At 45.8% G+C, this 14060-nt stretch carries 13 protein-coding genes; 8 read left to right on the plus strand and 5 right to left on the minus strand.

What is annotated here, in order from left to right; genetic code table 11:
* Positions 1 to 192 precede the first annotated feature (192 nt).
* The 4 genes from ACFVSO_RS04625 (at position 193) to ACFVSO_RS04640 (ending at position 3845) form a co-directional block, all read left to right on the plus strand.
* On the plus strand, positions 193 to 408 hold the full coding sequence (locus tag ACFVSO_RS04625) for a DUF4304 domain-containing protein (protein ID WP_387471624.1): 216 nt from the start codon (positions 193 to 195) through the stop codon (positions 406 to 408).
* Positions 409 to 636: 228 nt separating this feature from the next.
* Positions 637 to 1551 (plus strand): tetratricopeptide repeat protein, encoded by a 915-nt coding sequence (locus ACFVSO_RS04630; RefSeq protein WP_387470600.1) that lies wholly within the window; start codon positions 637 to 639, stop codon positions 1549 to 1551.
* Between the two features lie 343 nt (positions 1552 to 1894).
* A complete protein-coding gene (locus ACFVSO_RS04635) occupies positions 1895 to 2482 on the plus strand; it encodes a sigma-70 family RNA polymerase sigma factor (protein ID WP_387470602.1) in 588 nt (195 codons plus the stop codon).
* A complete protein-coding gene (locus ACFVSO_RS04640; protein ID WP_387470604.1) occupies positions 2472 to 3845 on the plus strand; it encodes a hypothetical protein in 1374 nt (457 codons plus the stop codon). Before ACFVSO_RS04635 ends, ACFVSO_RS04640 begins: the two co-directional genes overlap by 11 nt.
* 86 nt (positions 3846 to 3931) lie before the next feature.
* On the opposite strand, the gene ACFVSO_RS04645 is transcribed toward ACFVSO_RS04640, so the two are convergent.
* The 3 genes from ACFVSO_RS04645 to ACFVSO_RS04655 all read right to left on the minus strand — a co-directional run bounded on the left by ACFVSO_RS04645 (position 3932) and on the right by ACFVSO_RS04655 (position 7659).
* Positions 3932 to 4978 carry an NAD(P)/FAD-dependent oxidoreductase gene (locus tag ACFVSO_RS04645; RefSeq protein ID WP_387470606.1) on the minus strand — a complete coding sequence of 349 codons (1047 nt, stop codon included), beginning with the start codon at positions 4976 to 4978 and terminating at the stop codon, positions 3932 to 3934.
* Complete coding sequence (locus ACFVSO_RS04650) at positions 4979 to 5956, minus strand: ABC transporter substrate-binding protein (protein ID WP_387470608.1); 978 nt, start codon at positions 5954 to 5956, stop codon at positions 4979 to 4981.
* A gap of 98 nt (positions 5957 to 6054) precedes the next feature.
* Positions 6055 to 7659, minus strand: coding sequence for an AraC family transcriptional regulator (locus tag ACFVSO_RS04655; protein WP_387470610.1), 1605 nt, complete (start codon positions 7657 to 7659; stop codon positions 6055 to 6057).
* A 382-nt stretch (positions 7660 to 8041) separates the two neighbouring features.
* Between ACFVSO_RS04655 and ACFVSO_RS04660 the strand changes: the two genes are divergently transcribed.
* From ACFVSO_RS04660 to ACFVSO_RS04670, 3 genes are all read left to right on the plus strand, one after another.
* Positions 8042 to 8755 carry an ABC transporter ATP-binding protein gene (locus ACFVSO_RS04660; protein WP_387470612.1) on the plus strand — a complete coding sequence of 238 codons (714 nt, stop codon included), beginning with the start codon at positions 8042 to 8044 and terminating at the stop codon, positions 8753 to 8755.
* Positions 8752 to 10113: an ABC transporter permease gene (locus ACFVSO_RS04665; protein WP_387470614.1), complete on the plus strand. Its 1362-nt coding sequence runs from the start codon at positions 8752 to 8754 to the stop codon at positions 10111 to 10113. The genes ACFVSO_RS04660 and ACFVSO_RS04665 overlap by 4 nt, the downstream gene beginning before the upstream one ends.
* Before the next feature lie 138 nt (positions 10114 to 10251).
* Positions 10252 to 11334: an efflux RND transporter periplasmic adaptor subunit gene (locus ACFVSO_RS04670; RefSeq protein ID WP_387470616.1), complete on the plus strand. Its 1083-nt coding sequence runs from the start codon at positions 10252 to 10254 to the stop codon at positions 11332 to 11334.
* A gap of 75 nt (positions 11335 to 11409) precedes the next feature.
* Here the strand turns inward: ACFVSO_RS04670 and ACFVSO_RS04675 are convergent, their stop codons facing one another.
* Together ACFVSO_RS04675 and ACFVSO_RS04680 are read right to left on the minus strand one after the other, a co-directional pair.
* Complete coding sequence (locus tag ACFVSO_RS04675) at positions 11410 to 11724, minus strand: substrate-binding domain-containing protein (RefSeq protein WP_387470618.1); 315 nt, start codon at positions 11722 to 11724, stop codon at positions 11410 to 11412.
* On the minus strand, positions 11661 to 12986 hold the full coding sequence (locus tag ACFVSO_RS04680) for a helix-turn-helix domain-containing protein (protein ID WP_387470620.1): 1326 nt from the start codon (positions 12984 to 12986) through the stop codon (positions 11661 to 11663). The genes ACFVSO_RS04675 and ACFVSO_RS04680 overlap by 64 nt, the downstream gene beginning before the upstream one ends.
* A gap of 250 nt (positions 12987 to 13236) precedes the next feature.
* Here ACFVSO_RS04680 and ACFVSO_RS04685 point away from each other — a divergent pair, with 250 nt between their 5' ends.
* Positions 13237 to 14055, plus strand: coding sequence for a MerR family transcriptional regulator (locus ACFVSO_RS04685; RefSeq protein WP_387470622.1), 819 nt, complete (start codon positions 13237 to 13239; stop codon positions 14053 to 14055).
* The last annotated feature ends 5 nt before the right edge of the window (positions 14056 to 14060 follow it).

Here is a 14060-nt window from a genome sequence, read left to right on the forward strand (position 1 = left end):
ATAAACATCAAGATGTTAGAAGAAAATAAAGTGTGTGGCAATCTAATACTTTATTTTCTTTGAACAGAATTAACCTTACGGGGAACGATAGTTTTATAAGAAGTTCAGAAGACTACTGGTATAATCGGAGATCCCAGTATACTAACCCAGTTTTTGTTGGAGATGGTTTCGTTGTTCGAGGAAAGAGATAGAATGCTAAGCGCCCTGAAAAGTATTGTTATTCCCAGCTTACGCGAGCGTGGCTTCAAAGGAACATTTCCACATTTTCGAAGAGTAAACGAAAAGAAAATTGACCTTTTAACATTTCAATTCGATAAGTATGGTGGAGGTTTTATTATCGAAATAGCCGTTTGTTCACCAGCGGGTCATACACATCATTGGGGGAACAAGTTCCTCCGAACAAAGTGACCGCACATGATATACATCCCGATAATAGACTAAGGATTGGGGATAAGAATGAGTGGTTTAGATACGATAAGCGAATATTATATGGCAATATTTATGATGAGGTAGCAAACAAGGTGTTAAAGAATCTAGGTGAAGCAGATCATTATTGGTCCGTCACCAACTATCGCTAAGTTAACGGGGAACGTTAGTTGAATAAGAATCTGAATTTGGAGAAACAGGAGGAACCAATTGAATATAAACCAGAAAGCTATTGAACTTCTCGAACGTAATGAATATGATCAAGCTTTGGCTCTTTTCAAAGAAGCTGTGAACGAATCGAGAAATGTTCAGTCTTTAACGAATCTTGCTTGGATTTATTATCACGAAGAAAGTGACACAGAAACTGCGATAGAATTAGCTAAAGAAGCAATTAGTCTTAATCCAGCTTCGTATTTCCCCTACAACCTTTTAGGTGAAATATATGTTGTATTGGAAAGATGGAAAGGTGCCTCGAAAGTATTATTGAACTCTATCGCGATCGAGCCTTCCAAAGAAGCAATTACTAATTTAGCCATAGCTAAATACCATCTTGGGGAATTGGAAGAAGCATCAGATTTATTCCTAAAAAGTGCAAGGCCTTCTGATTACACAATGTATTGTCACATAAAATGTTTGATTGAAATCGGTAATATGACCGAAGCAAAAAGTAAGTTGGATGCATTTTTGGAAAGTGATGATGAATTCGTCGGAGAAGTTGAAGTTGCTGAACTGTACTTTGAGCTGCAATGTTTTTCTGAGTCAGTCCGTTGGTTTGAAAAATCATGGGACACATACTATAAGACTCCTGATTGGGTTTGCAGGTATATATATTCATTAATAAAAACAAATGCATTGAATCGTGCGGTTGAAATAGCGAACGAATGTATTCAATTAAAAATAAACGATATACAGGAAGAATATGCCGTTCAATGCAATGAGGATTGGACAGAGGGCGAGAAGGCCGCATACATTAAGCAATTAGAAGATGATAAACAGGAGTATGAAAGTATTATAGGTATGATTTCTAAAGGTTTTGTTCCACCTTTGAAATTTTCTACATCTTTGAGTTCAAGTTGTTATTTATTCGGATGTGCAAGACATAACCATCTTGAATATAATGGTTGAATCTTTTTAACGAAAGCAACGGAAGGCAAAATCAAATGCTACATTAACGATACCACACTTTTTATCACCTGACAGTTTGATATGAAACGCAATAAAAAGTCGTTTCGTGCACATTAAACCCGTATTGAGCAATGAATAGTCGTATTAAAGTCGAGCGATTGCAGGATGTTTTCCTGACTTTTGCTCGGCTTTTCTTTTTGGGATAGGGGAAAGGAATTAGAGCTAAGCAAGTTCTATATGTCGATGGCTATTTCAGCAATTTCAAAAAAATATCTGCGCCCCGTGAGTGATCGACATCAATCACACCGTAGTAATCAGTAGAACAACGTCGGAGGTTCCTATCATGTTTAAAAAAGAGACCCATATGTGGGCTAAAAGATTTAAAAGCCGCGACAAGCATGCCTTAGAGGAAGCAATCGATGCTTTTGGTCCGAGCATACAGGCGCTCGTGACACGCGTGTTATCCGGGGCTGGTCGCGAGGAGGACGTGGAAGAATGCGTGAGCGATGTTTTTTTGGCGGCATGGCACAACATCGAAAGCTACGATGAAGATCGCGCCTCATTTCGGACATGGCTGCTCGTGCTAGCCAAGTACAAGGCACTCGACCTGCGACGTAAACTGCTGCGTCCTGGTAGCGAACGAATGATGCTTCGGGACGTAGAAGCGATACAAAGTCAACTTTCCACCGAGCAACATGCACTTTCTCGCGAATCGACTCAAGAGGTAATTGATTTTGTTCGAAGGATGAGCGAGCCGGACCGCAGTTTGTTTTGGCGAAGGTATTTCTATTATGAAAGCTTAGATGAACTGGCGGCGATGTTCGGCCTTACTAAGAAAGCGATTGAAAGCCGACTCTATCGGTGCCGTACAGCGCTCAAGAAGCAGTTAGGGCTGACGGATGCTGAGAAAGGGGATAATCATGAAGGATGAGGAAAAGATCATTTTTGAGTTGATCGACCAGCTCGACGCGGAAAGAGCAGATTTGGAACGGATAGAATCGTTGGAGGGCAAATTCCGACCTCTAACCGAAGGGGATGCCGCCTCTATTAAGCGCATTAAGGCTCGCACGATCTCTAAGCTGCATGTAGAAGAGGCCTATACGTCTCTTGCGCCTACTGTCCGCTCGCCTCGACGCCGACGCATTGCCGTAGCGGCAGCCGTAGTCATTGCTCTGCTTGTTGCGGTACAGGTAGGCTCCACACCTTCCGTGCAGGCCGAACTGAAAAGGTTGCTTCAATTCCTCCCCGGCTTTGGCATCGTTCAGGAAGGAGATCCTGCACAACGGACCTATGTGTTGGAGAAGCCTTACGTGCAGGAGATTGGCGTCGGAAAGCTGACTGTCGATGGCATCGTCTTGCAGCCGAATACCGCGACGATTTCGCTGCAGGGCTTGCAGACACCAGAGGTAAAGGAATTTAAAGCAGAAATTAACGGCCGCACATACACATTCACGTCTTCTATGCGAGCCTCTTCTGGAGACTGGTACGGCCATTATATCCCTGTAAAAGGGATAAATGTACCGGTGGCCAACACGATCACATTGTACATCAACGGTACGACGATTGGTCCAATAATGCTAGTACCGCCGAAAACGGCCGACGATCTTGAACATCTCGGTTCGAGCGCCGTGCAACAGGAGGTAAAGATTACAGCATTCCCGACTAAACTCGATGAGGGGATCGTCCGCGTTCAACTTATCTCTTCGCTTCCACAACAAAGCCTTACCGTGCACTCCTACGGGGTATCCCCGCTTGTGAAGGATACTGGCTTGTACGTCGAGGACACGAATGGCATAAGAACAGATATAGTCGAGTCCGACACGCTTACAAATCCGTCTGATTTTCAATTTAGAGAAACGCCAGAAGGCGGGGTACAGCCCTATACGGTTGTCATACCTTTCATCGAGGTGTCCGATCGGGAAGCTATCTCCAAAGAAGTTTCGCTACCGCTCCCGGATATTGGCATTGAACGAATCATCGACGTTCCGGCTGAGGTCGGTGGCTTCCCTGTCCGCTTCACCGGCATTAAGCGTACTAGCGACACGACCGTCGATCTAGACGTCGACGTACAGTTCGATCTCTCGAAGCCGAGAATGCTGCAATACTTTTTGATTCGATATCCAGGCTCGAAATTCAATGATTCGTTCAGTTGGGAGAACGTCGATAAGACCTTCGCTGTGATGAAGACGCTCAAGCTGGAAACGAAGCCTGGTCAATCGACGCTTCGATTCTCAATGGTGGAGCCGCATTACTTGATCAAAGGGCCGTGGAAACTGCCTCTAAACTTTGAATAAATGCCGTCGAGGAAAATCAGATTCCCCTGATTTCCCTCGGTTTTTCTTTCATTCTTTTCCCCAGTTACAGGGAAGACATTAGCCTATCACCTATGTGCAGTTAGACCTTTATTCTTTTGCTGTAACGCGTCATTTTTTTCAGCGAAGCGGTCATTGTGCGAAGAAACGCCCGCCATTTTTGATGCAGTAGGATCAAGGTATAATTTGGCGCTATTTACAGCGAGGACAGCATCGTTATAGGCGCCTGCAATCAGTCTTATTTTCCCCTCATTCGTTACACAATCTCCTGCGCCAAAGATGCCTGGCATGTTTGTGCCCATTTTGGGTGTAACGGAAATGCCCCATTCCTCAGAGGCTAAGCCCCAATCCATAATGGCGCCGCCAAAGTGTCGGTCAAACCCGTGATTGACCAGCACTTCGTCTACTTCCATTTTGGTCGTATCCTTTGAATCAACATGCTGTAAGGTGACATGTTCGATTTTATTGCCATTGCCATGTAAACGCGAAATCGTATAAGGAACAAAAGTGGTTGCGATAGACTTCATGCGCGTGACAGACGATTCAAAGGCACTAAAGTCATCCCGTCTATGAACGACGTACACTTCTTTGGCGATAGGAGCCATCTCAATAGCCCAATCTACAGCTGAGTCGCCCCCGCCAGAAATAAGTACACGTTTATCTTTAAACCTATTAATGTTCGTTACCGTATAGTGAAGGTTGTTGAGTTCATAACGGTCAGCGCCTTCAACCGTTAGTTTCTGAATGCGTGTAATGCCGCGTCCTGTAGCTATAATAATCGTTTTCGTATAATGTTTTTCGCCTGTTCTAGCGGTTAAGACGAAAATGCCGTCATCGCGTTTTTCCATGCCAACAACTTCTTGACCAAATACGATGGTTGGATTGAATGTCATTGCTTGCTTGATTGAGGAGTGAATAATATCTTCACAGCGAACAGGCTCAATGCCGCCGACATCCCATACTAATTTCTCAGGATAGGTGCGCATAAACCCGCCTAATTCATGTTTGACTTCGATTATTTTTGTTTTCATTTCACGCATACCGCTGTAAAAGGCAGCATACATGCCAGCTGGGCCGCCACCGATAATAGTGACATCAAAAATTTCTTGTTCCATTTAGGGCACCAACTTTTCAACTAAATAATCAAGGAATAGCGGAGAGCCAACTAAACCTTCACCTACAACGTAATCTGCTGTTTTTAATGGGTAAACATTGCCTGCTTTCACAGCATCCATGGCTTGCCACATCGGACTATTCTCTAAATCTTTCATGGATTGTTCACTGCTATAATTTTGCATTTGACGTTGTTCGACAAAAATATGGTCGGCGTCAAGCTCAGGTAAAACTTCTAAAGAAATGGGCGTAAACCAATCATTATGATCTTTCAATTTAGTTGGAATATTTAATCCAAGTTGTGTGTATAGCATGTCACTGCCAGGGCTGCCCTTTTCGGTGCCTAGCACACGATATTGCTTTTGTTCTACACGTAAGACGAGAATTTTTTCGTCACCTATAGCATTGTGCAGTTTCTCTTTGGTGTCTTCTATTTTTTCTCTAAACTTCTCGAGAGCAAGTTCAGCTTCTTTCTCTTTATCGAACAGTTTACCAAGCACTGGAACGAAATCCTGTATGGCAACGCCGGCATCAACAGCAACAGTAGGGGCAATTTTACTTAAACCCTCGTAGGCTACTGCATCGATAGCTGGGCCTTCAGCAATAATGAGATCTGGCGCTGCTTCAAGAATAACTTCAAAATTCTCCTCATATTGCTTTGTAGGAATGATCTTAACATGGTTGTCATTAAATAATTTGAAGCGATACTCAGGTTCAATTTCTTCAATGATTGTCACCATTTGAGGAATTACGCCGATTTTAATTAAGTTTTCAGCATAGTTAGAACGAAGGACTAGCATATTTTTAGGTTCGGCAGGGATCGTGACCTCACCATAGACATCTTTTACAACACGAGTTGCAAGTTCGCTTTTTTCTTCTTTTTCCTTTGCCTCGTTTCCGCTTTCTTTGTTAGTGCTTGAGCAAGCAACTAATGTTAAAGCCACGAACATAATCAGTATATATTGCATTGTTTTTTGCATGAATGACAGCTCCTTATTATTTGATAATGATTATCACTATCAGATAATAACAGGTAATACGGGTGCCTGCTATAGCGTAAAGTGCCTTAAAAATTGGATTATTGTGCTTTGGGGACAACACGATCTAAAATCGACTGTTCAATCTGTTGCATCATTTTCCTTTTGCCAAACACACTGCAATTGTTAATCCATAAACCCGTATCCACATAAAAAACACGCTTATTTTTCACAGCATCTAAATTTGCCCACTGCTCACTTTTTTGTAAAACAGCTAAGCTAAGGTCGGCAGAATAATAATCCATTATGCGTTTTTCAATAAACAAATAAGCAGGATTGGCTTCCGCTAATTGTTGCAGGGAACATATGTTGAAACTATTTTCATTTCCGCGCAATATTTCAGGCATTTGCAAGCCGAGTTCCTGATATAACAGGATAGCCGAGTCGCTAGAAGATTCCCCAATATAACGGTAACCGAGCTCCTCCACACGTAAGTAAAGTACAGTAGCATCCTGTGCAATATGATGCTGTATTTTATTTTTTAGAACATGTGCAAGAGTCTTAAGTTCGTGAATGATCAGTGCAGCTTCATTCTCTTTATTAAACAATTGACCAAAATAACGAATGAGTGAATTTAAATCATAAGTCAGCCCAGTGATAACAGGTGCGATCGTTTGGAAGTGTTGTTTTGTCTCTTCCGTTAAGTCGACGCCGATAATTAAATCGGGCTGTTGTTGTACAATGATGTCTTGTTGAATCACATATTGAGGCATTTCTAAAAGGATTGTGCCAACTTCATGAAAAAGAATCTTCTGATACTTGGGAGTCAGGGAACTAGTCACCGTAACACAATGAGGTACAACACCTAATGCAATCGCTATTTCTGCGTGTGCAGGTGAGAGAAAGCAAATACGATATCCACCAACGGCCTTTTTGAATTGCTTAGGCGGGCGGCCAACAATGTGTTTGAACTGCCGACTAAAGTATTGCACATCATCAAAACCAACTTTTTTGGCGATATTTTGTGATAAATCATCTGTTGTTAATAGCATTTCTTGTGCGCGGAAAATACGATAATGAATTAAATAAGCTATCGGCGTTTTATCATATAACTCAATGAACTTTCTCGAATAGTACCATGGGCTATATCCAGCGATTGCTGCCAGTTCATCTCTTGTCATCATTTGATTATATTTCTGTTGCATATAAATAACAGTTTGTTCAATTCTTTGTTCAAGTGTGTATTCATCTGTTGGTCGCTCTTGCTGTAATTCTTTCAACAAGCTGTATAAAATAAACTGTTTAATGGTGATGTGGGGATGGTCTGTGTTTGTAGCGAGCGATAGGCGAATATTTGCGATGAACGTTTCAGGCACTCGTTGAATGTAGTAACCATTCGTTGTACCGATAGACCAATCACAGGTTGATTTCATTTCTGTATCATACAGCTCAAAGCTAATTAAATAGCCTGAACAATCAAGACGGTTTGTATGTGTAAGCTGGATAACCGCACCGCTTTCAAGGGCAATTAAATGCCCAAATACAATATGCTCATTGTGCCCATTAATGGATAGAGTGGTCTGGCCATCCGTAATCAATAAGAGAGCCGCACGATCAAGATGAATCGTTAACTTTTGAAATAATGATTTGGCTAAATCTTTTATTTCTGTGCAATGCGCCAGCCAATTAGGATTAGAATCAAGCATTTATTACTCCTTTAGTTTGTTGTGATAAAAGTATACTACGGAAAGTCACAGCAAACGGCATAAATCGACAAGTTCAAAATGAATAACAAAAGGAAATAAAGCCTCCCTGTTAACCGATGAAACTATAGGGGGGCTTTTTGTCGGTTCGTGGAATGCTTTTCTGGTAAAATAGACGACGGAGCAACTGGACTGGCATATTGCGGAAATTTTTTCGTATAAACGCAGGGGCTGACACCGGATGCATCGTCTATTAATTGAAATATAAGCCTTGTATAAGCTTCACCCTTATACAAGGCTTATATTTCTACGCGAAACGTAGTTGCCGTTCAAAGGCGGCGTTAGCCGATTACGCTAGAGAGATTCATATAAAGGAGTGGAGAACTTGCTTCGTGTAGAGGGCTTGTCCCATGCTTTCAAGAATGGCAGCGAGACCACGCTTGTTCTGCAGAACATCAGTTTTCACGTCCGCAAGGGCGAGATGATTGCGCTGCTGGGCAGCTCGGGCTCAGGAAAGTCGACCCTGCTCAATCTGATGGCGGGGCTGATGAAGCCGACCGAAGGCGAAATTTATATCGCCGATCATAACATTGTCAAGATGAATGAAAACAAGCTGGCCGAGTTCCGCCGCGGGCATATCGGCTTTATATTTCAAGCTTATGAGCTGCTGCCGAACTTGACGGTGCGTGAAAATATCGAGATGCCGCTTGTTTTTCATTCTACCCGCCCCTCCGTCCGCAAGCAAAAGGCGCTGCAGTTGCTCGAGCAGGTCGGTATCCCGGACAAGGCCGAAATGTTCCCGTCTCAGCTGTCGGGCGGACAGCAGCAGCGGGTCAGCATCGCCCGGTCGCTGATTACAGAGCCTTCGGTTATCTTCGCCGACGAGCCGACCGGGAACCTGGATACGAAAACCGAGGAAGAAATTTTGACGATCCTCAAGCGGCTTAACCAGACGATGAACACCACCTTCATTATTGTCACGCATGAGCGCGAGGTGGCGCAGCAAACGCAGAAGATCATAACGCTGCGGGACGGACAGCTCGAGACGTCAATGCCGGCTGGCGAGCCGCAAGCGGAAGCAGAGGAGGTACAAGCTTGAGAATCAGCGATCTGACAAGGCTGTCTTGGGATCAGGTGCGGCGGCGCAAGGTCGTGACCATGCTGTGCGCAGCTGGCTTGTCCATCGGCTGTGCCGCCATTATATTGGCGATGAGCATCGGCGAATCGACGCAGCAGATTGTCGAATCCGAGCTGAACAGCTTCCTGAAAATGGATGAGATCACGGTCATGCCCAATTCCGGCGCCTTGCCGGGCCAGAGCGACCCCGATCAGGTCAGCGATGAGGCGAAAAACCGCGGGCTGCTGACGGATCAGAAGCTCGAGGTTATGCGCAATATGAAGCATGTGACGGCTGTTGCGCCCTATCAGACATTTGATTATTTGGAAATGACGACAGCGGACGGCAAGAAGGGCTACGCCGAGGTGGTCGCTACTGATCTGACCCGGCTGGAGAACTTCGGCGAGACCTTCACGCAGGGCAAGGCCGACGGCGTCGATACAAATTCAGTAGTGCTCAGTTATGGGGCCACGATGGGCTTGATGGACGAGGAGACCAGAGGCAAGCTGTATGAAGCGATGGAACGATCAGCCAATGATCGAAGCGCACAGGAGCAATACCGCAATATGATGGTCATACCGACGGCCGTGTACCAGACTCAGATTCAGCTGTTGAAGTATGATGAAAATGGAAAGCTGCTTACGAGCGCTCCCTTACAGGTAGTAGGCGTGCTGAAGAAGCCCAAGAGCCAAAATGATATGTCCATCGCCCAGGACCGCAAAATTTACATCTCGATTGAAACGGCCGAGCAGCTGCGCAAGGAGCTGATACCTGCCTCGGTCCAGAACAGCACAACTACATATAACTCGGTTAAGGTGAAGGTGGACGCAGAGCAAAACGTAAAGAAGGTCGAGGAGCAGCTTCAGCGGCTTACCGTGTCGACGCAGTCGAATCTGCTGCAGAAGGAGCAGCTGGAGGAGCAATTCGCCGTGTTCAAGGCGATTGCGATCGGTGCGGGCGTCTTTATTTTGATCATCGCCTCGATCTCTATTATTGTCGCGATGACGATGTCAACTTACCAGCGCCGCCGGCAGATCGGCATTATGAAGGTGCTGGGAGCCAATCTGTCCCAGATCCGCAATATGTTCATTGTGGAAGCAGCCCTGCTAGGTTTGCTGGGAGGGCTGCTAGGCATTATGTTTTCCTACTGGATTGTATGGGGAATCAACGCGCTCATTCTGTCATTGAACAACGGGGAGACGGACATCTCGATTTTTATTCCCTATACCGCCATTCCGGTCGGACTGGCCTTTGCGATCATGACAGGCATTATATCGGGCATCTATCCGGCGATCAGCGCATCGCGGACCGATGCTTTAACCGCCATTAAGCGAGATTAGAGGCTCGATATCCGTTCGGCACGGCATAAGATGCCCTGCCGGGACGGTGGATACAGAGGGGATACGGGCTGCGCTCATAGGCTTACCGGCCTCGCAGCTGCCAATTCTAAGCGGGATGAGAGAAGGAGAGCAGGGAAAGTGAAGAAAAAAATAAAATGGATCATTATCGCCATCATTCTTGCCGGAATCAGCTTCATGTTGTATTTCATGTCGAAGCCTGCCCAGATCGTCGATCCGGGAATGGAGTCCGAGGCCATCACATTTCAGGTAACGAAAGAGACGCTTGCCCACACCATACGGGTCAAGGGGAAATCGCTGTATGAGCAGGAGACGCCGGTCTATGCTCCGTTCAGCTCCAAGGTAACGGAATGGAAGATCGAGGACGGCCAGCAGTTGGACAAAGGTGATGTGCTGTTCAGACTGGACCAAACCGAGCTTCAGAACCAGATTACACGTGAAGAGGCGGAGCTTCGCAAATCCGAGCTGGAAGCTCAGCTGCAGTCTTATATAGCGGAGCTCGATACCGAGGCGGCTGGAGTTGAAGTGACGATCGAGGACCGCAAGAAATTACTCGCCAATCGGGAGATTGTGCGGCTGACGAAGGAATTGGAGGGCGTGCGCAGCTCGATACAGCGTCAGGAGCTACAGCAGAAAAAGCTGAAGCTGAAGGATTCCGAATTCCGCGCTTCGGCTGCGGGCATCTTCTTGTTCGATTCGGCAGCGAACAAGCCGCAAGCGCTTAGCGACAATCAATATATTGGCAAGATTGTCGATCTGAACAAGCTGCAATTTACCGCCCTCGTCGGAGAGCAGGATGTATTCCGGATCAAGCCGGACATGAATGTGAAAGTGACAATGAGCGCGATGAAGGATGTGCCGCTGACCGGGACCGTGAAGCATGTCTCCAAATTTGCCAAGACGGGAACCGATCAGGACAGCCTGAATAAAGCAGCGCAGTTTGAGGTTATCATTTCCCTTGAGCCAAGCGAGTATCTGATTGCCGGGCTTTCGCTCACTGGCGATATTGAGACCAGCCGCAAGGAAAATGTATTGGCGCTGCCGTCGATAGCCATCATGCGCGATCAGTCCTCTGCCTATGTCATGCTGGATAACGGATCGGGCCAATACGAGCGCAGAGATATCAAGACAGGCCTGGAGACGACGGATAAAACCGAGGTGATTGAAGGCTTGAAGGATGGCGATACGGTCTCCCTGCAATAAGTGCCGATTATCCCATTGATTTCAGAAGAACCTGACAGATAGCTGTCAGGTTCTTCCCTGTATACCGTCAACCGGTCATTCTGCCGAGATGGCTTGCACGATGTCGGCCAATCCCAGCTCGTTGCAGATTAAGCCGGAATATTGCCAGATACCGGATTCGACCTCGTACGTTCGACCTTCCCGGACAGCAGGGAGGCTCGTCCACAGCGAGCTTCTTTCGAGCTCCGAGGTCTGATAGCGTTCCGTCTTTATGATGAAAATGTAGTCGGCATTCAGCTCGTGCAGCTTCTCTAGCGACAAGGTATTCCACTCTTCTTGCGAAGGCGTCAGACGATGAGGCTGAACGCCAACCTCGTCGAACAACAGCCTGCCGCCCTGTACATGTCCCATCGTATAAATTCTTTCTCCGATAGCACGACAATCGCCGCCGTCTTGTTCTCGACCTTCTGCCGGATTTTCTCCTTCGCCTGTTCCACTTGTTGATCGTAGGCCTCGAGCTTCTTCGTCGCAGTCTGCTTTTTATCGAGCAGATCGGCTAGATCAAGCAACGTTTCCCGCCAGTCCATGCTCCCGATCGGAATAGGCAGCGTAGGGGAGATCTCGCGAAGCAACTCCAACTGCTCCGCATCATACTGCTTATCGTGGCACAAGATGACGTCTGGGCGCGGTTCTTCTTTCAAACGGCGAATGTCACATGTATCCCAGTAAATCGGCTTGAACGTCCCGGGACGAAGCACAGTGCCATAGCGCTGACTGATCCAGGGAGTCAAGCTTCCAATCGGAGGGATATATCCGACGACAAGCAGCCCGGCCGTGTAGTTGCACGCGAGCGAGAAAATGCTTTTTGGTTTCCTCAGATATATCGTAGGCGCGGTTCCGACTTTCTGCTTGAATTTGCGGCTGAAATAAAATTCATCCTTATATCCGACTTTCCGCGCGATCTCCATCAAGCTTTCTTTCGTAGCCAGCAGCCGTTCTTTCGCCCTGGAAATACGAATATCTGCGACAAATTCGACATAACTTCTGCCCGTTGTTTTTCGGAACAATCTGGAGAAATGATCGGGATGGACTCCGGCCATGGAAGCAAGCTTGTTCCGCGGCAGATCGTCGGCATAATGCGCGCGCACATAGGCAACAACATCTTCCATCCTCGCATTCGGGATGCCTTCGTCTGAATGACAGCTAGCGATCATGTCCAACAATTCGTAAAACAAGGACTGCACCTTGAAAGAACTTCCCTTTGCCTCTGAAGCTCCATTGCAGATGAGGCTATGCATACCGTGAGCGATCCGGAATGATTTGCCGGGATCGGAGAGCGTCAATTCGCGTTTTTCCCACGAGAAAACAGGGTTGTCGCCTTGTTCGGCTATTCCTGCCTTGCCCATGGGCAATCGGATAATATCAAATAAAAAGCTATACAGACATACGGATTGCCGCGATGCCGGCTGGATTGTGATTTCTTCACCGGGGCTGCACCAGTAAAGCTTCCGCGGACCGAAGGCTGCGGTATCGTGACCAATCGTGATTTGTCCCTTGCCGCTTAATATCAGAATCAGCGAATACCGCTCGGAGCAGAATGGAATAGGCAGTTCGTGTTCATTCGCCAGTCGGTCTATTCCCGTCAAATGATAACAATACGAGTTTATTTGCATAATAGGGCTCCTGATGATTTTTTCTTCTTCATATTATTAATAATGATAATCATTATTAATATGAGTGTCCACCAGTTCCTGTTTGTGTCTTCAGCTCTGATTATCCTTTTTGGCCGCTAAAAGACAGCTTGGCCATAGCTAGTGCTACAATCGGCATGAGAGAACTTTTTTGAATAAATCGCACATCCTTGACTTTCCCCTGCAGGGGAAACTATATACTGGCCTTATGTTATAGATTGGAGTTGATATTTTGTTTAAAATCAGTGAGTTTTCCAGGCTAAGCAGGATTTCTTTAAAAACACTGCGCTATTATGACCAAATTGGCATATTAAAACCGAGAAAGGTGGATTACGATACTGGCTACCGTTACTATTCGGCAGATCAGCTTCTGGAGCTCAACCGAATCTTAATGTATAAGGAATTGGGCTTCACATTGCCGCAAATTACACAGCTGCTCCAGGAAGAAATCACTTTGGAGAATATTCAAGGGATGTTTAAGCTGAAAAGAAGCGAAATCCAGCAAACCATCGATACGGAACAAGCCAAGCTCGCCAGGATTGAGGAGCGTATGCAGCTTATAGAGAAAGAAGGGCAAGTCGAAACAGGGCAGGAAGTCAGATTCAAATCAGAAGGCGCCAAGCCCTTTCTTTTTCAGAAGGCATGCGGGAGAGAAGAGGACATTCCAAATTTGTTCTATAAGTTTAACCAGTTACTAACAAAGGAGCTTCGCCAATTGACTGAAGGTCCGCAGGTTGTTTTGTGGAAAGAAATAGACGGAAAAGAAGATGAGTTTGAGTTTGAAGTCGGATATTTTTTAACCTGTGAGCCGCTATTATTACCTGACTTTTATCAACTGCGGACGCTTCCTCCAGAGCCGATGATGGCTACATTGGCTTTTCATTCAAACTCTCACTTTGCTGGTACGGCCTGTGTTTATTTAGCTACATGGATAGAAAAAAACAACTATCAGATCAAGGAAAACGAATATAGCAGGGAAATCTATTTGCCATTATCTCCAGAGCAAGATGCGCAATTCATGGAAATACAAATTCCAATTATAAATAGATAACCGGA

The sequence above is a fragment of the Paenibacillus sp. NPDC057967 genome, assembly GCF_042887015.1.
Classification (GTDB): Bacteria; Bacillota; Bacilli; order Paenibacillales; family Paenibacillaceae; genus Pristimantibacillus.

Coding starts and splice junctions, on each gene's coding strand:
- ACFVSO_RS04675 (WP_387470618.1), bottom strand. CDS start 11,724: ATGGGACATGTACAGGGCGGCAGGCTGTTGTTCGACGAGGTTGGCGTT.
- ACFVSO_RS04640 (WP_387470604.1), top strand. CDS start 2,472: ATGAAGGATGAGGAAAAGATCATTTTTGAGTTGATCGACCAGCTCGAC.
- ACFVSO_RS04650 (WP_387470608.1), bottom strand. CDS start 5,956: ATGCAAAAAACAATGCAATATATACTGATTATGTTCGTGGCTTTAACA.
- ACFVSO_RS04680 (WP_387470620.1), bottom strand. CDS start 12,986: ATGCAAATAAACTCGTATTGTTATCATTTGACGGGAATAGACCGACTG.
- ACFVSO_RS04625 (WP_387471624.1), top strand. CDS start 193: ATGCTAAGCGCCCTGAAAAGTATTGTTATTCCCAGCTTACGCGAGCGT.
- ACFVSO_RS04645 (WP_387470606.1), bottom strand. CDS start 4,978: ATGGAACAAGAAATTTTTGATGTCACTATTATCGGTGGCGGCCCAGCT.
- ACFVSO_RS04655 (WP_387470610.1), bottom strand. CDS start 7,659: ATGCTTGATTCTAATCCTAATTGGCTGGCGCATTGCACAGAAATAAAA.
- ACFVSO_RS04635 (WP_387470602.1), top strand. CDS start 1,895: ATGTTTAAAAAAGAGACCCATATGTGGGCTAAAAGATTTAAAAGCCGC.